General features: G+C 27.3%; 16 protein-coding genes. 9 read left to right on the plus strand and 7 right to left on the minus strand.

The window, feature by feature from the left end:
• Positions 1-4: 4 nt before the first annotated feature.
• Positions 5-3676 carry a YobI family P-loop NTPase gene (locus BUA86_RS03725; RefSeq protein ID WP_072930004.1) on the plus strand — a complete coding sequence of 1224 codons (3672 nt, stop codon included), beginning with the start codon at positions 5-7 and terminating at the stop codon, positions 3674-3676.
• 346 nt (positions 3677-4022) lie between these two features.
• On the opposite strand, the gene BUA86_RS03730 is transcribed toward BUA86_RS03725, so the two are convergent.
• Positions 4023-5249, minus strand: a complete 1227-nt coding sequence (locus BUA86_RS03730) for a site-specific integrase (protein WP_072930341.1) — start codon at positions 5247-5249, stop codon at positions 4023-4025.
• 726 nt (positions 5250-5975) lie between these two features.
• On the opposite strand from BUA86_RS03730, the gene BUA86_RS03735 reads away from it, so the two are divergent.
• Positions 5976-8090, plus strand: coding sequence for a hypothetical protein (locus BUA86_RS03735; protein ID WP_072930006.1), 2115 nt, complete (start codon positions 5976-5978; stop codon positions 8088-8090).
• Positions 8091-8140: 50 nt separating this feature from the next.
• Entirely contained in the window at positions 8141-9682 is a 1542-nt protein-coding gene (locus tag BUA86_RS03740) for an LA2681 family HEPN domain-containing protein (RefSeq protein WP_072930008.1), read from the plus strand.
• 321 nt (positions 9683-10003) lie between these two features.
• On the opposite strand, the gene uidA is transcribed toward BUA86_RS03740, so the two are convergent.
• The 4 genes from uidA to BUA86_RS03760 all read right to left on the minus strand — a co-directional run bounded on the left by uidA (position 10004) and on the right by BUA86_RS03760 (position 16147).
• A complete protein-coding gene (gene uidA / locus BUA86_RS03745) occupies positions 10004-11878 on the minus strand; it encodes a beta-glucuronidase (RefSeq protein ID WP_083580292.1) in 1875 nt (624 codons plus the stop codon).
• 44 nt (positions 11879-11922) lie between these two features.
• Positions 11923-14181, minus strand: a complete 2259-nt coding sequence (locus tag BUA86_RS03750; protein ID WP_072930010.1) for a TonB-dependent receptor — start codon at positions 14179-14181, stop codon at positions 11923-11925.
• A 330-nt stretch (positions 14182-14511) separates the two neighbouring features.
• On the minus strand, positions 14512-15144 hold the full coding sequence (locus BUA86_RS03755) for a bifunctional 4-hydroxy-2-oxoglutarate aldolase/2-dehydro-3-deoxy-phosphogluconate aldolase (protein WP_072930012.1): 633 nt from the start codon (positions 15142-15144) through the stop codon (positions 14512-14514).
• Between the two features lie 4 nt (positions 15145-15148).
• On the minus strand, positions 15149-16147 hold the full coding sequence (locus tag BUA86_RS03760) for a sugar kinase (protein ID WP_072930344.1): 999 nt from the start codon (positions 16145-16147) through the stop codon (positions 15149-15151).
• A 166-nt stretch (positions 16148-16313) separates the two neighbouring features.
• On the opposite strand from BUA86_RS03760, the gene BUA86_RS03765 reads away from it, so the two are divergent.
• Genes BUA86_RS03765 through BUA86_RS03780 form a run of 4 tightly spaced genes read left to right on the plus strand, consistent with a single transcriptional unit; the run spans position 16314 to position 21111 of the window.
• Complete coding sequence (locus BUA86_RS03765) at positions 16314-17138, plus strand: SDR family oxidoreductase (protein ID WP_072930014.1); 825 nt, start codon at positions 16314-16316, stop codon at positions 17136-17138.
• A 13-nt stretch (positions 17139-17151) separates the two neighbouring features.
• A complete protein-coding gene (uxuA, locus tag BUA86_RS03770) occupies positions 17152-18312 on the plus strand; it encodes a mannonate dehydratase (RefSeq protein WP_072930346.1) in 1161 nt (386 codons plus the stop codon).
• Between the two features lie 9 nt (positions 18313-18321).
• Positions 18322-19731 carry a glucuronate isomerase gene (uxaC, locus tag BUA86_RS03775; RefSeq protein ID WP_072930016.1) on the plus strand — a complete coding sequence of 470 codons (1410 nt, stop codon included), beginning with the start codon at positions 18322-18324 and terminating at the stop codon, positions 19729-19731.
• A gap of 3 nt (positions 19732-19734) precedes the next feature.
• Positions 19735-21111: an MFS transporter gene (locus tag BUA86_RS03780; protein ID WP_072930018.1), complete on the plus strand. Its 1377-nt coding sequence runs from the start codon at positions 19735-19737 to the stop codon at positions 21109-21111.
• Here the strand turns inward: BUA86_RS03780 and BUA86_RS03785 are convergent.
• Both BUA86_RS03785 and BUA86_RS03790 read right to left on the minus strand, forming a co-directional pair.
• Entirely contained in the window at positions 21101-22132 is a 1032-nt protein-coding gene (locus BUA86_RS03785) for a LacI family DNA-binding transcriptional regulator (protein WP_072930020.1), read from the minus strand. The genes BUA86_RS03780 and BUA86_RS03785 overlap by 11 nt on opposite strands.
• Positions 22133-22228: 96 nt before the next feature.
• Entirely contained in the window at positions 22229-23140 is a 912-nt protein-coding gene (locus tag BUA86_RS03790) for a helix-turn-helix domain-containing protein (protein WP_072930022.1), read from the minus strand.
• Positions 23141-23432: 292 nt separating this feature from the next.
• On the opposite strand from BUA86_RS03790, the gene BUA86_RS03795 reads away from it, so the two are divergent.
• Positions 23433-24413, plus strand: a complete 981-nt coding sequence (locus tag BUA86_RS03795) for an aldo/keto reductase (RefSeq protein WP_072930024.1) — start codon at positions 23433-23435, stop codon at positions 24411-24413.
• Positions 24414-24628: 215 nt separating this feature from the next.
• A complete protein-coding gene (locus BUA86_RS03800; RefSeq protein ID WP_072930026.1) occupies positions 24629-25660 on the plus strand; it encodes a helix-turn-helix domain-containing protein in 1032 nt (343 codons plus the stop codon).
• Positions 25661-25724 lie beyond the last annotated feature (64 nt).

Consider the following 25724-nt stretch of genomic DNA (forward strand, 5'->3'; position numbering starts at 1 on the left):
TCAAATGTATTATAAAGAATCTATTATAAAATTCTGCAATATAATTATTGTTGTTATTGAAAACTTCAAAATTCGATTTGAAGATAAAAAAGAAGAAGATAATGTACAATTTTCACATCTTAATTCAATTCATTTAAAAGAAGATGAAATAAAAAATTATTCTGAAAAATTAGATTGGGGTATAAAAAATAAAGCAGTTAAAAATATCGCAATCACAGGTTCATATGGTTCTGGGAAAAGCAGTATTATAAAGTCATTTATAAAAAATGAAAATTTAGATAAGAAATCACTATCAATATCTTTCGCTAATTTTGAAAATAATGATGATTTAATAATTAAAGATGAGATTGAATTTAATATTGTAAATCAAATTCTATATTCTGAAAAGAAAAGTAAACTTCGAAATTCTAGATTCAAAAGAATATCAAATAAATCTTGGATAGAGAAATCTATTTCTATATTATTTATTTTAGTGTTCTTATATACAGTGATTAATTTATTCTTTCCTTCAATTAATAATAAGATTTCAATTTTTCCATATTGGGAATTACAAAAAGATATTTTCATTTCAATTTTTATAATTCAAACATTTTATATTCTTTATCATATTTATGATGACATAATTAATTTTAGAATTACTAAAATTTCTCCAACAGATATACAAGTAACAAATGAGAATAAAGAATCAAATGAATCCATATTAAGTAAATATTATGATGAGATTCTAAACTTTTTTATAAATTCTAATGTAAGAATTGTATTCATTGAAGATTTAGATCGTTATGAAGGTTCTGTCAGTATATTTACACATCTTAGACAAATTAATGAGCAATTAAATAATTCTAAAGATTTAAATAAAAAAAAGATAACATTTGTATATGCTGTTAAGGATGATCTTCTTAAGGATGAACATACTAAAACAAAATTCTTTGATTTAATTATCCCTATTCTCCCTTTTATAAATTCTAATACTTCACGCGAATTTATTATAACAAAACTTAAAGAATTAGATAATGATATTTTAGATAAAAATCCAAATATTAAAAATTTAATCAAAGAAATATCACCTTATATAAACGATACACGTACAGCTTTAAATATAAAAAACGAATTTATAATATTTAAAGATCAATACATTTCGAACTGGGAAAAAAATAATCCTAACGAAAAAGATAAATCAATAAGTAACCCTCCTTACGATAAAATCTTAGCTATTGTAATCTATAAGAATTTATTTGCAAAAGATTATGTTAATCTATTATGCAATAGTTTTGATAGTCTAGTTTATTCCATTTTTTATCACAAAGAAGAATTTCTTAAAAATAGTATTTCAGAGAAGGAAACAAGAATTAAAGAGATAGATGATGAAATTAAAGATTTACAAACAAGTCATATCCCTGATATTGAAAGTTTAAATAAAATAATGATTAATTCATTAATAAAATTATTTATTGAAAATGATATTCCTCTGAATTCTATTGAAATCAACAATGAAAATATTACATTAATAAATCTTCATATTGATGAAAATTTTAAAACATTAAAAGAAAATATTAAATACAGAAATAATGATAGGTTTCCATTTAAAGAAACAAATATTTCATTCCAACAATTAGTAAAAAGCTCAGGTATAGATTATAATAAAGAGTATGATAAAATTAAAAGTATTTCTGATGGAATTATAGGAAGGCTACAAAAAGAGAAAATAGCTTTAAATAAAGAAATAAGTATTATCAAATCTAAGTCTATAAGCGATCTGATTAAAAGAATTTCAGATAGTGAAATATTTGAAAAATCTAAATTTAAGATTGAACAAAAAGATGGTGAGAAGGAAGATAGAGAAGCTTTATTATATGAATTAAAATTACTTTTTATTTTAGTAAAAAATGGGTATTTAAATGAACAATATTTAAATTATATATCACATAAACACGAAGGGTTACTAGATTTTGAAGATATAAGATTTAGAAATAAAATTATTGATGATATTGAATCTGACTTTACTTATAAAATCAAAAATATTGAGGACTTCATGGATGATATATCTCAAAGTCATTTTAATTCAAAAACAATTTTTAATTATACCATCTTAAATTTTTTATTAAAAAATTTTGATAAACATAAGGATGAAATAAATTTATTCTATGATAATCTATTTTCAAATGAAAATTATCAAAAAGAATTTATTATTGGTGCATTTGCGAATCTAGATAATAAAAACGTCTTTAATTTTTATCATAAAGTAATATATAAAAAAGCTTTTTGGAAAAATATTGAAGATAACAACGAAATAATCAATCAAATTATATTAAATATTTTGAAAGAAAGTAATCCAGATAAATTACTTTTTCAATTAAACTCAGAAGATAAGTTATTAGAATATCTAAAAGAAAACGAGAATATTTTAAAAGATATATCACCAGAACAACTTGCGTTATTATATAAAAATATTTCATTCAAAATTTCAGATTTAAACAATATTACGAAGTTTGAAGTTCAAGAATTCATTTATAAAAACAATTTATACCACATCAATGAACAAAATCTAGAAGTAATTAATAACAAAATCAATCAAATAAATATTCCAGAATGGAAAATTTCCTATTTAAATCAATTCAATGATGAAAATTTTGAAGATTACATTTATGAAAATATAAATCAGTTTTTAGATAATTTATACTATCCAAAAATAAAAAAAGAAGAAAATGGTCAAGCTGTAGTTAACTGGATTCTTTATAATAGTTATATAGACGATGTTAATAGATATATTAAAGAAATAGAATTTACATTAGACTTACATTCAATTTCTATTTCAGAAATTGATGATAATTTATTTAAACCACTTTTAGAACATCTTAGAATTAAACCAAGTTGGAATAATATAAAAATTATATACAGTAATATAGGCTTAGTGAATGAGCTAATAGCATTTATTAATTTAAATAAAAATATATTAGAATACGATCAAAATTTATCAATTGATAATGATGATGAACTAATAAGTGAAATTATAAAGTCAAATAAAATTGAAGATTTTAAAATTTTAAATGGAACTAATATTGAGTTTGAAGAAATTAATGATTATGTTGATTTTACGAAATTTATAGAGTATATTATTGATAAAAAAAGAGTTGTATTAAATACAGATGTTTTCAACGTAATAAATAACGAGAATAAACTACATTTTATCAACCAATACATAAGACAGGATTTAGATTTAGATGAATTAAAAATCGAAGCAAAAGACTATGCTAAACTAATTATCGAAAGTGAAGATCAAATTTCCAAGTTTTTAATCGGTTATATTTTAAATGATTTTGATAAAATTGAATTTGAAGAAGAAGCTATTATTTCGAAGTTGGTAGAATATACAATAGAAATTAATACAAATGTTGATATAAATATTTTAAATGAACTTTTATCACAAATTGACAAAGAAAGTATAAAATTAAAGCTGATTTCAATTAAATTTAAATTATGTCCTCACTTAGCTGAAGATGATGTAATTGAATTATTAAAACACACTAGTACATTTGAAGCAATTGAAGAAAGAGAAAATTATAAAGTTGAATTAAACGATATTAATAATGAAATTTTGAATTATTTAAAATCTAAAAAAATAATAAAACATCATTATTCAAATAATACAGAAAATAAATATACCATTACATTTTAATTCTCTCCCCAACTCAATTTCAAATTTAGTTGGTTTTTTTTTTTGCTGCCAACAAAAGCAAAAAAATCCATCATTCACATTCTAAAACAGAGATCAAACAGCCGCCCCACCAAAGCTATTTTACATTACATGCTGCTATAGTCACCTACGGGCAGAGGCGACAAGGCATTATAATCATACTATGTATAAAACCATATCTTTTAACTGTTTAAAGCAGAGAGCATTTCAATATTCGTATTTTACTATTGTATATTTTTTAATTTTAAAACTAGAATATAATTACATTAATAATTTACTACTTTATACTTACTTTAGTAAAAAATATATCTTACAAAAAAAAATTACTTTATATCAAATTCTCAAAAGCTTCATCAATTTCATGGTCTTTAAAATCTTCTAAGTAGGATTCTGTTGTTTTAATTGATTGGTGACCGAGAGCTTGTTTAATTTTAGAAACATGAACACCATTTTTTAATGAAATTGTAGCAAAAGTATGCCGAGCTGTATAGAAATTGATATTAGTATCAATATTCAACTTTACAAAAATTAGTTTTAGTTGTTTGTTATAATAACTTCTAACATTATGTTTTCTACCTGCTAATTCCTCTTCATCATATTCAAGAATATTTTTCTTTAAAATTGGAAAAATATAATTTGTTGGATAGGGGCGATATTCTTTGTAGAAATTTAATATTTCATTTGTGATTTCGTTTTCAGGTATTTTTACTCGTATGTTAATCCCTGTTTTATTTCTTTTGTAAGAAAATTTACTATGTTCAATATCATCCCATCTTAATTCAGCTAAATCAGTGAAATTCATACCTCTTGCATAAAAACTAAATAAATATAAATATCGTGCATTAGTTGCTGAAGGAATATTTTTAATATCAAAATCTATTAAATTTTGTAATTGCTCTTTGGTTAGTGCTTTTTTTATTTTTTGAGATTTAAGAGCAGATATTTTGTAATCTTTAAAAGGATATAATTCCTGTTTTGCAATTTTTGATTTTATCGCAATATTGAAAGTTGCACGTATATTTCTCATATAAACTCCAATTCCACCATCTTTACATCCTGTTTTTCTTAAAAATGTTTCATAATTTAATAAGAAGTTATAATCAATATCATCAAATGAGTATTTATCAATGTTGCTTTTAAATTTTCTTAAAGAAATTAAAGTGTCATTATGAGAATCACTATAACTTATTTGTTTAGATTCGTATAATTGTTTTGTTCTTAATTCTAAAAATTCAACAAAATTATTGTTATCAATAGAATTTTGACGATATAAATTATCAAATTCTATTAATGTAAATGTATTTTTATACTCAAGCAGTTCATCGAGAATTTTAGAAGCGTCATCCTCAAACCTACTTAATACTCTATTTGATTGCAGATAATTTGAATTTTTAGAATTGAATCTACCTTTTGCTTCATTCCATTCTCTTAAATCACAAGAATAGGGGATTTTATAGAATTTAGATTTTCTATCAATCGTAATTCTTAAATAGATTGGGAATTTACCATCAGCTAGAGCATTTTTTTTACAAACGATTTTAATACTTGATTTCATACATAAATTTTTATCGGTATAACATTCAGACAACATATTGTACTGTATTATCTATTTGAATGAAATCAAAAATAATTTTTATTAATTTTAAAACATTGATTTTCAATAGTTATGAATATAAATGAAACAATTTGAAAGTTTCATTACGCCCACTCATAATCAGCAAGTCCTTGGTTCGAGCCCAAGTGGGACCACATAAAAATCCCGATAAACATTGTTTATCGGGATTTTTGGTTTTATATTATTTCTTTATCAAATATTTAAATACTTCATGTAAATCATTAATTTTCATAAAAATGTTATTTGAAGATTTTTTAGTTAAATAACTATGATAGATCTACAAGAAAGAGAAATATTGCAGTTTTTAATACTAATCATTTTGTAAATTATTCAATATTAATTGGAGTAACTCATGAATATAATTTACCATTTTTGAATAATTTATTTATATTCTTTTATGATTAATCCTATAATATGATTTTATTGTAGAGTAAGATGATATGAAATTTTTTCCTCCATGGTATAATAAATCTTTGATGATTTTTACAAATATGTGTTCAATAGATTCTTTTAAAATATAGAAAGCAGATAAAATCATATTTTTAAATTTAGTATGTATTTATATTTTATAAGTTTTTATAGATAGATAAAAATATAAATTTAATGTCTAACTATTATAGTTAGTTGTTAACTTGTGATTTAATAATAAATTTATATAATTTAAAAATGGAATTGAATGTTAATTATCAAGAAAAAATAGATGAGAATTTTAAAATTATAGAAAGTATATCTAGAAAGATTAATTCTTTAGAATTATTATCATTCTTGGCTTATTTTAATTCTCTACATTCTAAAGACGAATATGAAGATTATAGAGAAGGAAGGAATTATTTTGTTTCTGAAGTTGTAGCAAATCAATGTTTAAAAAATGAAGCTATTGATAATTCTAATGTAAATGATGAAGAGAAACTTAGATATTTTTTTGAAATTCAAGAAGCTACTCTAAATTATTGTAGTCTAAGAACTACTAAAGACTTATCAGATAAGTATGTTAAAGGAGATTTGCTTAACGAAATTAGTTCAAAAATAGAATTAGAAACAAAAACGGTTAAAAATCCTGGTCATCCAATTCATCATTTACAGTTTTCAAAAGAATTATATAAACCCTTTAATGATCAAATTTATAAGTCTTTTGGGTTTACTTTATCTGATATATTACTAATTAGTGATGGTTTATTAGAATTCTTGACTAAAAGACTTGAAAAACAGAGAAAACAATATAATAATCTTTCTAATTCTTTTACAAGAGAAACAATAAAATTAAAAAAAGGAAAATCAAAACAAAAATTTATTAAATATAATAATATAGATTTTAGTGACTTGGTCAAGAAAAATGAACATGAAATTAGAGAATATTATGTGAATTTTTTTAGAATACAATTCTTATATAATATTGATAAGTCTTGGGTATTTAAATCGGAAGAGTTGTCGGAATTCTTAAATATAGATATAAAAAATGTTACTTCCTTATTAGATTCTTTTTCTATAGGATTTAATTCTTTACCTAATTCTTCTGATATTTTTAATTCTGAAAATATACTAATAAAGAAACCATTAATAAAAAATAAAGATTCTTACTTATTAACTTCAGTACCTCTTTTGACATGGTGTGCAAGTGAGCTATTTGAAGATTTTTTTAAAAAAAATAGTAAGTTATTTGGAAAATTTACAAAGCAAAAACATAATTTTTTACAAATTACATCTGAAAAATATTTTCAAACTATTTTACCTGAAGCTAAACATTATTCGAATATGTTTTATGGTTCAACTGAAAGTAGAATGGAAACTGATTGTATAATAATATTTAATGAATATTTATTTATAGTTGAAGCTAAGGCGAATAAATTATCTTCTAAAGCAAAATCAGGTCATAATCTGAAGGTAAAAGATCAATTAGAAGATATTTTAATAAATTCACATAATCAGGCGTTACGTGTCTTGAATTATTTGAAAGAAGAAAAAGAAGTAGAATTTAGCAATAAGTTAAATCAAAAATTAAATGTAAAAATTTCTGATTATAAAGAGGTTTATTTAGTTTCATTAACATTAGAGCAATTTGGAAATATAGTTCCTATTATTAAAAATAATGATAATGATAATTTTTTTGATAAATCAAATTTTCCATTGGTAATAAGTTTGTATGATTTAGCTATTATAAATGATTTATTTGAAACTCCTTCATTGTTTTTTAAATACTTAGATTTTAGAAATTCTTACTTAAAATATTCTAATACTTATATTTTTGAAGAATTAGATTTAATAGGGTATTTTATAAAAGGTTTAGGAAACAATATATTAAATGTTTTAAAAAATAGAGAATATGCTGATGTTAGTTATTTTCAGTTTACACCAGAAACAGATTTTATAAATAATTATTATTTTCAACTCCAAAAAGGATTTTTAAATGTAGCAAAGCCTTCATATTTTAAAAATAAAATTTTTAAAGAATTAATTATTAAAATAGATAAATCAAATCTTAAACATTCAATTGAAACTTCTTTATATTTATTAAGTTTTAATCCTAAATCGATATTTGATTTCACCCAAAAAATTAAAAAAACAATAGATCAATTTAAAATAGACAAAAAATTACATGATTGTTCAATTTATACTCAAGACGAGGGAGGTATTGGATTTACTTATATGATTGATGTAGATGAAGACAATTTATTAAAAGTTTTAGAAAACTATATAAAGTATAAAAAATCACAATCTAATTCAAAAGTATGGATTGGAATAGGAGAAATTAATAATCAGATAATGTCTATCATAAAAATATAATTTTTTGTAATTCATAATAATGAAAATTAACTTAAATAAATATTTAATCAATGTCAAGAGAAGATCAGATTTTAAATAAACTAAATTTTTTTTTAGATATAGGAGAAATTAATAATGAGAAGCCGGATGAAGCTAATTTAATTTTAGGTAGTATTTATGAATATTCAAGAGAATTAAATTTAATTGATGCTTTAAATAAAGGTATTTATATATCTTCCTTAGTTGATTTAGGTAAATACTCAGATGAAGATAAAATGACATTTTATTACAATTTGTCTAATGCTTGGTCTTATAAAAAAATGATGCTTCAGGAATTAAATAACTCTTTATATTGGAATTTTGAAAGTGAAGAATTAGTTCAGGAAATATTAAACTGTAGAAAAGCTTTATATTATTCAAAGAATTCAAAGAATTTAAATAGGAAATGTGAAATTTTAACAAATCTCGGAAATAATTTATCGCATTTAGGTCGATTTTCTGAAGCTGTAGAATGCTGGAGCTTAGCTGTAAATATTATAGATGATTTTCCAATGGCAATAGGTAATTTAGGTTTCGGGCTATTCCATTATGCTCAAGTTCTTTATGATAGTCATCATAAAGCATTATTTTTAAAAGAATCTAATATTTATTTAAAAAAAGCAATTAAATTAGATGGTATTTATCCTGAAGCTAAAAAAGATTTTTTACGTTTATCATCCGTAATAGAGAGCAAAGTGGATATTACATTTTTAACTGCTAAAAATGATTTTAAAAATACTTCCATAGGAAATAGTTTCGAAGAAAAAAAATATCGTAAATGGTGTGTAGAAAATAAATTATTTTTAAATCCTTTAAACGATATTTTTCAAAATAACATAGTTGCTCATGATATTTTATGTCTTCCAACAATAATTGTAAATAATGTAGATTCGAACATTTATAAATATCACACTATTTTTAATCAGATTAAGCAAGAATTTTGTTCTGCTAGATATCTTTTTTACGATTCTGTAGTTAATCAAACCTTACACTTTAGTGATAGAGATACAGTTATTATTGATTTGTTTGATTATTCATTACACTCTTATAACGTTGAGAAAACAAAATTAGCATTTAGGACATTATATTCTATTTTAGATAAAATAGCATATTTAATTAATATTTATCTAAATCTGGGATATAATTCATATGAAGTTACTTATAGAAAAATATGGTATTCAAAAAAAGGAAAACTCAATCCTTTAATAGAACAAAGTCAAAATTGGGCTTTAAGAGGATTATTTTGGCTTTATAAAGATTTTTTTGAAAAAGAAGAGTTACATTCATATTTAGAACCTGAAGCTAAAGAGCTTTCAACTATTAGAAATTTCATTGAACACAAATCATTTAAAGTTATAGAATTAGGTAGCTCTGGAATATCAGAGGATGGTTTTACTTATATAATAGGGAGAGAGCATTTTATTGAGAAAACTTTAAAATTGATGAAAACTATAAGAGCTGGAATAATATATACTTCTCTTTTTATAAATATTGAAGAAACTATAAAAGATTATGACGCTGATAAACTTGGAAAGGTACAATTGTCAATTTTAGATGATAACTTTAAAATTTAATATATGTAAAAAATCAACTATAAATAATATTAAACACATCTTATTATTAACTTAAGATTTATAGACAATGTGATTTTTATATAGAAATCAACTACATAAATTAGTTACTATATCAAATTCTCAAAAGCCTCATCAATTTCATGATCTTTAAATATCACTCAGTATCATTAATAATCCTTTAAAGAATTTATATTGTTATACTTCCCAAACAACAAAACCCGTCTTTTTAAGACGGGTTTTTCAATTTCAAAATAATGAATAGTAAAATTATGTTTACGGATATAATTTTAAATTCGTTTCACATTAAAAATCGCAAAGTATTTAATAATTCTTTTTATTTGTTTTATCATTCCATCTCTCTCTTAAGAAATGAGCAGAAGCTTTTGGTCTTCTATCGCGAGTGAAAACTCCTTTGTAATTGAAACCTCCAAAACGGATAATTCCTTGACCAGTTTTAAAATCAGCAAAGTTCCAAACATGCATTCCTGTTACATAATCTTTAGAATCTGTTAAGTCTAAATATTGTTTAATAAACTCTTTTTGGTATTCTTCTGTAAACATTTCTGGTTGGTCTGAATGCATCCCTGCTTGCGCATCCGCACCAAATTCTGTAATAATAATTGGTTTGTTGTATTTTGCATACGTTTTTTCTAACTCCTCTTTCATAATTCGTACACCTTCTTTAATGTTACCAACATTTGTGTACCAACCATAATATCTGTTCATTGCAATATAGTCAGAGATACCTAACCAAGATTCTGGTCCTCCCATAACACTAACATATAATGCAGGTCGAGTTGAATCTAACTTTTTGATGATGCTTATTAATTCTGATAATTTTTGTTTTCCTACCACTACAGGTTTATCAGTTTCTTTTCCAGCTCCAAATTTTGCGAAAGGAGAAGGTTCATTGGCAACACTCCAAGAAATAACAGATGGATGATTTTTATCTCTCGTATACATTTCTTTTAACATGTTACTGCTAATACGTTGTCTAGTTTCTATATTCTGATCTGAATCGTCGAAAAACATTCCAACATTTGGAATTTCATCAATAATTAAAAAACCAATTTTATCTGCTGTTCTGTAAAATTCTTCATCGTATGGATAATGAGATGTACGAACAGAATTTGCACCCGTCCATTTCATCAATTCAAAATCTTTAATCATCACAGGATTTGTTTGTCCTCTACCAATAACTGGGAAATCTTCGTGTTTTCCGAAACCTTTTAAATAAACAGGTTTTCCATTAAGTAAAACACTTTTATTGTTTACAGAAACTGTACGAATTCCTGTTTCTAATTCATAAGAATCGATAATATCACTGTCTTTTAAAACAACTTTTACATTGTACAAGAATGGATTTTCTAAATCCCATAATTTTACATTTGGAATAGAGATTTTAGCATTTGCTAATTGATCTTTAAACGTAATTTCTTGTGTATATTCTTTTCCATCACCAGAAACAATTACAGTTCCTTTCTTCGCATTTCCTACTTGCTCTACTTTTACATCAAGTGATCCTGTTGTTCCTTGATAATTTGGAATAACAGTAATGTCTTTTATGTATGCTTTTTTAGGCGTAGTGTATAACCAAACTGGTCTATTAAGTCCAGAGTAAGGAAAGAAATCGTAATTAGCACTAGGAAAGCTACTAAAAGCACCATTCGAATTTCCTGTTGGAACTCTATCAACTCGCATTTCATTTTCAATTTGAATTGTAATTCTGTTTTTTTCGTTCCATTTTACATGATCGTTTACAGAAAATACAAATGGTAAGTGACCTCCTTCATGGTAACCAACTGGTTTTCCATTTACCCAAACTTTTGCATGGTACACGGCAGAACCAACTCTAATAAATATATTTTGATCTTTCCATTCTTTTGGAATGTAAGTTTCTGTTTCGTACCAAACTAAATCTAAATAATCTCTAATTCCGTTAAGTTGTTCATTATAACTTCCTGGAACTGCAATAGACTGCGCTTTACTTAAACCATTAAACCATGATTCTTTTTCACCAACATGCAAAGAATCTACTTTAAATTTCCAAATACCAGATAAGTCTAAGGTATTTCGATGATTATTTCGTTGCGGAAATAATCCTATATCTTCGGCATTTGCTTTTTTTAACTGCTGAGCATTCGTTAAAACAGCAATCAACATGAAACAGTTGACTAGTAATAATTTCATTTTCATTTTATTGATGTTTTTGATTTGTGTTAATGCTTTTGATGGTTGAATTAAAATCTAAAGTTGATTGAGGCTTCAACTGTAAATGGACGAATAAAAGTTCCTACCATTAATCGGTCATTGTATGGAGCAGGATCTGTAATTAACTCGGCACCGCTTATACTTCCTCTAACACCTCTTTGATTTAAGAAGTTTACAACTGTTGCACCTATATCAAAATGATCGTTAATTTTATAATTTACACCACCAAAAGTTTCCCATCTTGGCGCAAAGAATAAAACATTTGTAAGGTTAGCATATTGTTTACTAAAGTATCTGAAACTTGCCCAAAACTTGAAATCTTTGTATGTATAACTTGGATCAATTTCCATTAAGACTTTAGATATTCCTTCTACACTATTATTGTTATAAGTGTAAGAATTACCAAATGCATTAAAGTTGTAATTTTTGTAAACAGGCGTTTGGTAAGTAATTAAGTAATGTAATTGAAAACCTTTAAACGGCTTTGCAATAATATCAGCTGTAATTCCTGTTGTTTCGATATCGTAATAAACCGTCTCTACTTGGTTTTGACTTGAATTCGTTGGGTTAACAAGGTTTAATCTTGTTAAGTAATTGTTTCTTGTTAAGTAACTAAACTGTGTAACAACAGATACATTTGGGTGATTGTAATATAATCCTAATCCCATTAAAGGACTTCTTGTTTTTGGTAAATTAGGCGTTACATTTCCAGAATAACTTGTTAATAGTCCATTGTTTTCTGTGTATTGAAAATCAGCTAAAGCTCCAAAGCTTGGTGTAATTTTATAAACCCCGCTTATGCTACCACCAATGTGGAACCAATCGTGGTCAAATTTAGTTCTTTCTCCATCTGCTAATGTGAAACCAGGAGTTCTAGGTGTTAAATAATGATCTCCTTTTAATTTTTCCCATCTTAAATTTAATCCATAGCTTAAACTGAACTTGTCAGAAATTTCCCATGTATCAGAACCAAATACAGCTAATTTATTATCAAAACCATTGTGGTGTTCACCACCAACATTGTAGTTATAAAAACCATCTGCATCTGTATTTCCAGTAGCAGCACCTTGTCTTACCAATTGTCTTGGATCTGCTTCTGCGGCTTGGTAATAAAAAGATCGGTTATTCGTGAAATTATCTACACTATAAAGAGATTCTGTTAATCCAAAACGCCATTGGTGTTTGTCTGTTTTTTTCTTAATCTCAGCTCTTGCCATAAACGTTTTTAAAGGAGTTCTTGGCGTGTAAGATAAAATCATACTATTTGCAGAACCAGTATAAACTTCTCCTGTTTCTTTTACTGTGAATCCACTTTCTGGTGTTGCTTGCGTCATACCAGTTGGGAAAATATTAAATGAAACACTCTCAGAATAACGACCTCTTACTAAGTAATTTAAATTCCAATCGTTTTTTAATTTATAATCTCCAATGATGTCAACTGTATGTGCAAAAGATTCGTTATCTCGTCCGCCTGCATCCATCCATTTGTATTCGCCAGATTTTATATCTAAATATTTAAATCGACCGTTAGGAAGCATATAATTATCTCGACCAATTTTAAAACCGTCGATTTCTTCTACTTTACCATCTAATTTATATCTAAATAAGGCATGAGATGTTATTGATGCGGATTTAGAATACTTGTAAAGAATGCTTATTTTTCCTTTACCATTTTCAAACTTTTTAGTTAAACCTGCGCGGTATATTTGTGTTCTATCTGCCCAATTTGTAAATTTAAAATTGATAGATTGAGGATCATAATTGGCATATATACCAGCTGTATAATATAAGTTTTTGGCAATTTTTCCAGAAGCATTTACATCTCCTTTTATCCATCCAAAAGAACTAGATGAAATATTTCCTACATACGAAGGAGTGTCAGAACCCAATTTGGTTTCTGAACTTACAGCAAAACCAAGTTCTCCTTGTGTAATAGCAACTTCAGATAATTTTGTAAGACCTGGTTTAGCTAAACTTACACTTTGTCTCCATGTTCTTGTTGGTAATTCTGGCCAAAAAGCATGTACAACTGGCATTCCGTTTTCTTGTATCATAATACCACCAACACTAGCTGGTAGACCAATGTTAACTTCTCTTGGACCTGTATTGTTAGCTGCATTTAGCATCACATTACGATCTTCTTCAGATTTTTTACTTTCCTCTTTCTTTGGAATGATAGAATCTTTTTTTACTGTAATTATTTCCTCTTGTGCATTTGCTTCTATACTTGTAAATACAGCGATAAGTGCAATCAGGTAATGAAGTTTATTGACTGATTTAATATTCATATTTCCATTTTTTTGTGTGTCTCTTTACAAAACTATAAATTTTGAAAAGCGATGGTGATTGAAATACATTATGAAGTCTTAATCAAGTAAATTTTATAGTTTTTTGAAGCATTAAAAAATGATTAAATAATTGTTAATCAATTATTTGTTTAACTTTGTATTAAGAAAGTTTTTACGAAAACGTTGTAGTGTATTTTTTACACTTTAGTAGTGTTATATCAGTTAGTTAATTATAAATTAACACGTAATAGTAAACTATTTTTATAAAAAAAGTGATGCTATATGAATATAACATCACTCTGGGAAAATATAAATAAACTGAAGATTAGTTTATTTTCTTTGATGAATTAAATCTTGTATAGATTGTTTAAAAGATTCGTCATTATTTAAATCTTTAAATAGACTATTTCCTAAACCAATGGCTAGAACATTGGCGTTAAACCATTTTTGTATTTCGTTTTTATCTGTAGAAATTCCCCCAGTAACAATAAATTCTAATTGAGGAAATAAAGGTTTTATGCTCGATACATAATTAATTCCAAGTGTAGCTGCTGGAAAAATCTTAACAATCTTAGCTTCTAATTCTTCACAAAGTGCTATTTCTGTAGGCGTCATAGCTCCAGGAATCCACACTTTATTGTGATGATTAACAACTTTTGCAATTTTTGAATTAACGATTGGGCTTACTAAAAAATCAGCATCTAATTTTATAAAACTTTCAGCTTCTTCTGCTGTTTTGATAGTTCCTATTCCCAATAACATATCTTTTGCATGAGTATTTCGATGGTTCATTAACTTCTCAAAATTCTCTAAGGAATTTTTTCCTCTATTTACAAATTCAAAAACGCGAATGCCTGCTTCGTAAGATTTATTAAAAATAGTAAGACAAGTATCTATATCATCATTATAATAAATAGGAATAATAGGATATTGCTTAATTGTATCGATAATTGATTGACTCATTTTTTTATAATGTTATATTATTTTTTTGATAAAAATCTCCTTTAATAAATAGCTTTTTGAAACCTATACCTGTTGCAAAATCTATAGTTTCTTGTGGAGAATATTCTTTACATATAGCAAAAATTAATCCCGACATAAAAGCATCACCACTTCCAATTCTATCAATAAGTACATTTGTTTCCAAAGATTCAGATTGCCAATTACCTTTAGGTGTGTGATAAGTTCCATATAAAAGATTATGATTGGAGTTATCCATAAATCTAAATGTATTTGCAATATGCTTACATTTAGGATAGATAGAAAATAACTCTTTACTTACTTTTTGTGCATAAATAAAATATTCTTTTTTGGTTGTATTTCGATTCAATTCATCAGTAATAGAAGTACCAAGCATTTTATTCGAAGCCCAAATATTCCCCATTATTAAATCGCATGATTGTACTAAATCTGGCATAATTTCAAGAGGAAATTTTCCATAATTCCAAAGTTTGTTTCTATAATTAAGATCTACAGATATAAATAGATTTCGCTTTTTAGCTTCATCTAAACATTGTTTCATAAGATGCGCCCATTTATCGGATAGGGCAGGAGTAATTGCTGTCCAATGCAACCATGTGCAATCTCCGAAAATAGAATTCCAGTCTATTTCTTTTTCTTCAACAGAATAAAAAGACGAATATTTTCTATCATAAATAACTTCTCCTTTGGTTAATCCATTTGGATCTTGTAAAAAATATAAACCTAATCGTCCCTCTTTTTTTAGAATAGAAGAAGTATCTACACCAGCATCTTGTATTTTATCTATTGCATTTTCGGCTAAGCTATTATCAGGAATTACAGTAAAATAAGAAACAGGAATATCTAATGCGGAAAGAGCAACTGCTACATTAGCTTCTGATCCTCCAGGATAACTTGCAAAAATATTGTTTGATGAGGTGTTAGAGTTTTCAACAGACTCAAATCTTAAAAGAAGCTCTCCTATAGAAAGAATTTTATGCATCATAATCTTTATAACAATTAAAAAAGTAAAATTAGAGATATCAATACCGTATTCATTCATCTATAAATAAAAATCTACGAAAACGATTAAGTAGAAAAAAGTGTAAAAAGTACACCAAACAAAAATTAGTGTTTAATATTACAATTATAAAAAGTAACAAGTTTTTGATATGAATATATTGAACAGTTTTTCATTACAAGGAAAAGTAATTGTAATTACAGGTGCAACTGGGGTTTTAGGAGAATCTTTTGTTAAGGCTGTAGCACAAGCAAAAGCTAAGGTTGTAATAATGGGACTTAATAAAGAAAGAGCTGAAGAAAGAAAAGCTATGGCGCAAGAAAATGGCGCAGAAGAAGCTATTGTTGTTTTAGCAGATGTCCTAAACGAAGAAGATATAAGAAGAGCAAAAAAAGAAATTATAGAAAATTTTGGAACGATAGATGGTTTGGTAAATGCTGCTGGTGGAAACGTTCCTGGTGCAACATTATCTCCTGACGATGACCTTTTTTCTCTTGATATGTCTGACATTAAAAAAGCAATAGAACTTAACTTATATGGAACAATGATTCCTACTCAGATATTAGGGCAAGTAATTGCAGAAAAGGGAAGTGGATCTATTGTAAATATCTCCTCTTTAGCTGCTGACAGACCTTTAACAAGAGTTTTGGGTTATACAGTTGCTAAAAATGGAATTGCAGGTTATACAAAATGGATGGCAACAGAACTTTCGCTTAGATATGGAGATAAAGTTCGCGTAAATGCAATTGCTCCTGGTGTATTTCTTACAAGCCAAAATAAAGATCTTCTTATAGACCAGAATGGAGAGTACTCTTCAAGAGCTCAGAAATTTATTAATAATACACCATTCTCTAGATTGGGAAGTCCCGAAGAACTGCAAGGTACATTAATCTATTTATTAAGTGATGCTTCATCATTTGTAAATGGAGAAACAGTTTTTGTAGATGGTGGATTTAGTGCATGGAGTGGAGTTTAATAGTAGAAAAAGAATGAAAAAATTAGAACAAACATGGAGATGGTATGGACCAGAAGATACAGTCTCATTACAAGATATAAAACAAGCTGGTGCAACAGGAATTGTGACAGCATTACATCATATTGCTCATGGAGAAGTATGGTCAAAAGAAGAAATTCTTAAAAGAAAAGAAATTATAGAAGCTGCTGGCTTACGTTGGTCTGTTGTAGAAAGTGTTCCAGTACATGAAGCGATAAAAACAAAATCTTCTGATGCAGATAAGTACATAGAAAATTATAATACTACATTGGCTAATCTTAGCGAATGTGGTATAAAAACAATCTGTTACAATTTTATGCCTGTATTAGATTGGACACGAACACAATTGGATTTAGAAATGGAAGATGGTTCTAAAGCATTGTATTTTGATTGGATAGATCTTGCTTATTTTGATATATATGTTCTTCAAAGAGAAAATGCTGAAAATGATTATTCTACCGAAATAAAGAAAGCAGTAGAAGAAAAGAAAAAAACGATTTTAACACAAGAAATAGATACGTTGGCAGAAAACATTTTAATGGGAATTCCTGGAGAAAATAATATCACATTAGAAAGTTTAAAAGAGAGTATCAATACATATAAAGCTATTGGCAAAGATGGATTGAGAAACAACCTAAGTTATTTCTTACAATCAATAGAAAAAACGTGTGTAGAGAATGAAATAAAAATGACAATTCATCCCGATGATCCACCTTTTCCAATATTAGGTTTACCTCGAATTATTAGTAATCTAGAAGATTATGAATGGTTACTTTCTGCTGTAGATAAGGATTATAATGGTGTTTGTTTTTGTAGTGGATCTTTAGGTGCAAATGCAGAAAATAATCTTCCAGAAATTTTTGAATATGTTAAGAATCGTGTGCATTTTATTCATTTACGTAATGTAAAACGCGACGAAATAGGAAGTTTTTACGAAGCAGATCATCTTAACGGAGATGTAAATATGTATCAAGTGATGAAAAAAGTGGTAGAAGAAAATCAAACACGAAGAATTTCTATTCCATTCAGACCAGATCATGGACATCAAATGTTAGATGATTTAAATAAAGTAACAAACCCAGGTTATTCGGCGATAGGAAGACTTAGAGGACTTGCTGAATTAAGAGGACTTGAATTAGGAATTTTAGGACAATAATCAGCAGATATGAATTCAACTTTTTTAAAAGAAAATTTTATTCTTGAATCGCCTATTGCCGAAAAACTATATTTTGATTACGCAGCCAAACAGCCTATTATAGATTATCATTCTCATTTGTCTCCAAAAGTTTTAGCAGAAAATGAAAATTTTGAAAACATAACGGCTCTTTGGTTACAAGGAGATCATTACAAATGGCGTGCAATGCGAGCTTTTGGTATTGAAGAAGAATATATAACAGGAAGCGCAGATGATAAAGAAAAATTCCGAAAATGGGCAGAGGTTGTTCCGTATACGGTAAGAAATCCGCTATTTCATTGGACACACATGGAATTGCAAAATCCTTTTGGAATTACAGAATTGTTATCGCCTAAAACTGCGGATAAGATTTACGAACAATCATCGGAATTATTAGCATTAGAATCGTTTAAGCCACAAGCACTTTTGCAACATTTTAATGTAGAAATGCAAGGAACAACAGACGATCCGACAGATAGTTTAGAATACCATCAAGCATTAAGAAAACAAAATTTTAAAGTAAAGGTTTTACCATCTTTTCGTCCAGATAAAGTTTTTGCGATTCATACAGGAGAGCAATTTAGAAATTATATTAATCGCTTGGCTTTGGTTAGTGATGTAACGATTAATTCTTTTGAGTCTTTAGTCGCAGCTCTAAAAAATAGAATAGATTTTTTTCATTCTTTAGGTTGTGTTTCTTCAGATCACAGTTTTTCATCAATGCCAATACCAGAGCAATATTCTAAGCAACAAGTAGAAAATATTCTTGTTGAGGTTTTAAATGGAAATGATGAACGAGCAGAAGCGATTTCGAATAGTTTTGCATTTTATTTATTAACAGAACTATGTTGTTTTTACAATGAAAAAGATTGGGTACAACAATTCCATCTTGGTGCTTTGCGAAATGCGAATAATCATAGCGTACAAAAATTAGGAGCAGACACTGGTTTTGATTCTATTGGAGATGAAAATCAAGCCAAACAATTATCTACTTTCTTAAATCATTTAGAAAGTAAAGATCAACTTGCAAAGACTGTTATTTATAATTTGAATCCTGCTTATAATACTGTATTTGCTGCAATGGTTGGTAACTTTAATGCTGCAGGAATAAAAGGAAAAATACAATTTGGTTCTGCATGGTGGTTTTTAGATCAATTAGATGGAATGACAAAACAAATAAATGAACTGTCTAATTTAGGCTTAATCAGCACATTTATCGGAATGCTAACAGATTCTAGGTCGTTTGTTTCTTATTCGCGACACGAATATTTCAGAAGATTAATTTGTAATCTATTTGCGGAAGATATGAACAAAGGTTACATCCCAAATGATGTAGAATTTATAGGGTCGTTAATAGAAGGAATTGCGTATAAAAATGCTCATAATTACTTTAATTTATAAAGAATGGAAAATAATAAAATAGGAAATTATAGATGGGTAATTTGTGGATTACTTTTTTTTGGAACAACCATTAATTACCTTGATCGTCAAGTTTTAAGTTTACTTCATCCCATATTAGAAGAAGAATTTGGTTGGACGAATTCAGATTATGGAATGATTACATCTATTTTTCAACTTTCGTATGCATTTTTTATGCTATTAGCAGGAAGATTTGTAGATAAACTGGGAACAAAAAAAGGATATGCAATTGCATTGGTTGTTTGGTCATTAGGTGCAATTATACACGCTTATGCAATTCCAATTGGTGAGGCATCAGTTCAATTCTTAGGAATTCTTGGTTTTGGAGGATTATCTATTTCTGTAACAGGATTTATTGTAGCGCGTTTAGTTTTAGGAATGGGTGAGTCTGCAAATTTCCCCGCAGCAATAAAAGCAACAGCAGAATATTTTCCGAAAAAAGAAAGAGCACTTGCAACAGGAATTTTTAATTCAGGTTCTAATGTTGGTGCAATATTAGCTCCGCTTACTGTTCCTTGGTTGGCGCATTATTATGGTTGGCAAAGTACATTTGTAATTATAGGTTCTTTAGGATTTTTATGGTTAGTTATTTGGTTAATTTTTTATGATAAACCAGAAGAACAAAAAAGATTATCTAAAGAAGAATACACTTATATACAAAGTGATACGGTTTACGATATACATCCTGTAGACGAGAAAAAAGAAAAAATATCTTGGTTAAAATTACTTAAGTTTAAACAAACATGGTCGTATACGATTGCTAAATTTTTAACGGACGGTGTATGGTGGTTTTTCTTATTCTGGTTACCATCTTATTTAAAAAATCAATTCAACCTTTCTGGTTCAGAAATAACACTTCCATTAAGTGTTTTGTATACCATGACAATGGTTGGTAGTATTGGTGGAGGTTGGTTGCCAATGTATTTCATGAATAAAAACACATCTCCTTACGATGGACGAATGCGTGCCATGTTAATCATTGCATTTATACCACTTTCAGTATTTTTAGTACAACCACTTTCAGATATTTCTTATTGGATTCCAGTACTATTAATAGGTTTAGCAGCTTCAGCGCATCAGGCTTGGTCTGCAAATGTATACACAACAGTATCTGATATGTTTCCTAAGGCAGCAACCGCAAGTGTTACTGGAATAGGAGGTATGGCAGGAGGAATCGGTGGTGCTTTATTCTCATTTATTGTCGGTAAAACATTCGATTATTACATGGCAACAGATAATCTAAATTTTGGATATACGCTTGTATTTTCAGTTTGTGCCGTTGCTTATTTAATAGCATGGGCAATTATGAAACTATTGGTGCCTAAAATAAAAATTATAAAAATAGAAGAAATTAGAGATTAGTAGATTTTCTCAACTCAATGGACGTGTCTAGTAATATAGTCTCATGTAAGGCACGTCTTTTGTGTTGTTGTGTAGCCAATAAATTAATTAATTTTTTTAATGCTAAAAAACCAATTTCTTGTGTAGGTTGTCGAATGGTAGACAAGGAAGGATTTAAAGAATTGGGCATATCAAAATTAGAAAAACCAATCACAGCAATTTCATCTGGAACTTTTATTTTCATCTGCGCTAAAATTCCCAATGTACGTATTGTAATTACATCAGTAGCACCAAAAATTGCATTTGGTTTAATGCTAGACTTCATTAAATTTTTAATTGATTCTGAAATTTGTTGATCAATTAAATCATTATTTCCTAAATTACAGCTTAGCATAAATTTAGGATTAAAAGGAATATCTAATGTTTTTAAAGCTTTTTTATAACTATTTATTCTAGAATTTTCTTCTCCAAATTGATCTCCCGTAATAAAAAGGATTTTTTTTCTATCAATTCTTATTAAATGTTGCAACGCTTGCATAATCCCTTTGGATTCGTTTACACCAATTTTTGTCGTTTTCAAAGAAAGATTAAATCGATCAAACAATACAATAGGGCATATATTTTCATTTACATCAGCTAAATATTCTGTGTTAGAATTTTCACTAACAGGCGCGAGTAATATACCATCAACACCTTTTTTCAATAAAGCCTCAATAGATTCTTTTTCACGGTTAACATCTTCATTACTTTGCATAATAACAATGTCATAATCAGTTTCATAAGAAGCTTTCTGTATACCGTCTAAAATCTGAGAAACAAAAATATTATTAATAGAGCAAACAACAATACCTATTGTATTGGATTGCCCACCTTTTAAACTTTTAGCTAATCTATTTGGTCTGTAATTATTTAACTTGGCGTATTCAACAACTCTCTTTTTTGTTTCGTCGCTAATCTCGTAGCTATCATTTAAGGCTTTTGAAATAGATGAAACGGAAAGACCTAAAGCTTTTGCAATTTCTTTAATTGTAATATTAGACATTAATATTGTGATATTGAAAAGCATAAATATAGAAAAAATACACGAATCAGTACAGTAAAAATGCACTTCTTTCGTTATTAAATTAGCTTAAAACTGTTAATTTAAATTTCTATAAGCAAATGGAGAAGTCCCCGTTTTTTTCTTAAATAATCTAGAAAAATGTTGCGGATATTTAAAGCCTAATTCATAAGAAATCTCAGCAATAGATTTATCAGCATCAAATACCTTTTCTTTCGCAATATCAATTATTTTATTCTGTATATATTCTTGGGCAGATTTTCCTGTTTCTTTCTTTATAAGATCACCAAAATAATTAGAAGAAAGATTCAATTCTTCGGCACAATAAGCAACCGAAGGAAAGCCTATATTTAGCGGTTTATCAGAATTAAAATAATCATTTAATAAATTTTCGAAATTCTCTAAAACACCTTTGTTTGCATTATCACGCGTAATAAATTGTCTATCATAAAATCTATTGCAATAATTCAAAAACAATTCAATGTTAGAAGCGATTAATTTTTTACTATGTATGTCTATTGTTTGCTGTAATTCAAACAAAATATTCTTAAAACAGTCTAATGCAATTTGTCTCTCTCTTTCCGATAAGTGTAGCGCTTCATTCATTTGATAAGAGAAAAACTTATAATCTTGTATAAATTTTCCCAAAGAAGTACCGTGTATTAAATCTGGATGAAAAATAATAACATGACCCTGTGGTTGATAATATGAAGTTTCATATTCCACATCCCAAGCTTGTCCCGGACCAATAAAAACTAAAGTCCCTTCTTGGTAATCGTAATAATTTTTACCATATCGAATATCACCACAAACAACATCTTTTAAGAAAATACCATAAACACCAAAATTCATTTTCACTTTTGTGCCAGCTTCCCATTTTCTTGGAGAACATTTAGATAAATCTAAAACACTTACCAAAGGATGTAATGTTTCTTGTCCACAAGAAGTATTGTAATCACTAACAGTATTAAAATAAATAACCTCACTCATATCTTTAAATTTTAGTTGGGCAGCTATTCAGCCTTCCACTCCCGCTTTTTTGTTTATCGTGCCTCTTCACAAAAAGAGCTCCGTTCAAGTCTGGCTGCAATTATAGTACGAATACATTACAAAATTAAGTAATCTTATTTACTGTAAATTAAAAACTTAACCTAATCTGTAATTATGGTAAGTAAATCAGTAATTCATATAATATAAAGGTGTAAATTCATCAGATATTTGTCATAGAAATTAAACAATCATTGTAAGTAAAGCGCTTACAAACTTTATAAAAACAAAAAATATGAAAACAAGAGTTTTAGGAAAAGATTTAAAAGTATCCGAATTAGGATTAGGTTGTATGGGATTAACTTTTGGTTATGGACCAGCTGTAAGTGAGCAAGATGCAATTGCATTAATTCACAGAGCATACGATTTAGGAATTACTTTTTTTGATACAGCAGAAGCATATAGTCAAGGTTTAAATGAAGAATTTTTAGGGAAAGCTGTAAAGTCTTTTAGAAACGATGTTGTTATTGCAACAAAATTTGGTTTTTTAGATGGAGATGCATCAAAAGGAGTAGATAGTAGACCAGAAAGAATAAGAACAGTAGTGGAGAATTCTCTTCGATATTTACAAACAGATGTTATCGATTTATTGTACCAACATCGTGTAGATCCTAATGTACCAATGGAAGATGTAGCTGGAACAGTTAAAGATCTAATTGCAGAAGGTAAAGTGAAACATTTCGGAATGAGTGAGGCAGGAGTAGAAAGTATTAGAAAAGCACATGCAGTTTTACCAGTAACAGCTTTACAAAGTGAGTATTCTATGTTTTGGAGAGAACCAGAAAATGAAATATTACCATTATTAGAAGAATTAGAAATTGGTTTTGTTCCATTTAGTCCATTAGGAAAAGGTTTTTTAACTGGAGCTATTAATGCAGAAACAAAATTTGCCGAAAATGACTTTAGAAATATAGTACCTCGTTTTTCTGAAGAAAATAGAAGAGCTAATCAACAATTAGTAGAATTAGTACAAACAATTGCATCGGAAAATAATGTATCACCAGCACAAATTGCTTTAAGTTGGTTATTGGCTCAAAAGCCATATTTATCTCCAATTCCAGGAACAACAAAAATTCACCGATTAGAAGAAAATGTTGGTGCTGTTAATGTTTCTCTTTCAACAGAAGAACTAAACAAAATAAATACAGCATTAGAAGAAATAAAACTTGTTGGTGATAGGTATCCAGCAAATTTTCAAGCAAGAGTAGGAAAATAATTTACTTAAGATTATACCTTAAACTTTTTCATTTTATAGATAGAAAAGTGCAAAACATGATGGATTGATTTAAATAATAATGTGTTTCTGGATTTGTTTCAGAAACACATTATTATTTTTAATAGTTCACAACATCAATCAATTTACTATAAAATTTACGTTTACTGTTTATTTTTATTATTTTAGCAAATGTATAACAGCTATTAATTAATCTAATGAACGAGCCAAATCAGTTACTTTTCTTTTTTAGTGCATTAGGTGCGTTTAATGGTTTTCTACTTTCTATTTATTTTGCTATTAATACGAAGAAGAAAGAATTTGCCAATTATTTTTTAGCCTTACTATTATTAGTTATAAGTATCAGAATTATAAAGTCTGTTTTCTTTTATTTTAATCCTCAATTATCCAATATTTTTATTCAAATAGGGCTCTCAGCTTGTATTTTAATTGGACCATTTTTGTTTTTATACCTTAAATCTTTTTCCAAAGAAGAAAAATCAAATTGGGTAATACATACAATTCCATTTATTGTTGGAATTACAATTATTGGAATTTTTTATCCTTACATGGAACATCGTAAAGTTTGGAGTAATTGGATTGTAACAGGAATTTACTTTCAATGGTTAGTATATAGTCTTGTAGCAATTAAATACCTTAAACCTATTTTCAAAAAAATAAAGCAAAAGGAAAAACTGAAAAATTTAGAAGTTTGGTTGCTTAGCATTTATCTTGGTGTATTTGTTATTTGGATAGCTTACAAAATAGGTTCTTATGGTTCTTACATTGTTGGAGCATTATCATTTTCTTTTGTTTTCTATTTAATACTATTACTTGTTATTTTTAGAAATAACCGAGAAACAACTTTTTTTCAGGAAAAAGAAAAATACAAGAACAAAGAAATTGATAAAGAGATGCTTGCTTTAATGCATCAAAAACTTGCCATAATTGTTGAAAAAGAATTATTTCTAGATCATAATTTTACATTAGAAGTCGCTGCAAAAGAACTTAAAGTAACCAAGCATCTTTTATCACAATATATCAATGACAACTTAGGAAAATCTTTTTCTAGCTTAATCAAAGAATATAGAATAGAGAAAGCAAAACAATTACTACAAACAGAAAGTAATTATACGATAGAAGGTTTAGGATATGATAGTGGTTTTAGTTCAAAATCTACTTTCTTTACTGCTTTTAAAAATATCACTGGTTTTACGCCAGCTGAGTATCAAAAATTACATTCTAAATAAGTTCTATTTTATAAAATAAAACTCCAAAATTATAAATCAAAGCCTTTTAATAGGACGCTTACCG

This window comes from Chishuiella changwenlii (assembly GCF_900142565.1).
GTDB classification, from domain to species: Bacteria; Bacteroidota; Bacteroidia; order Flavobacteriales; family Weeksellaceae; genus Empedobacter; species Empedobacter changwenlii.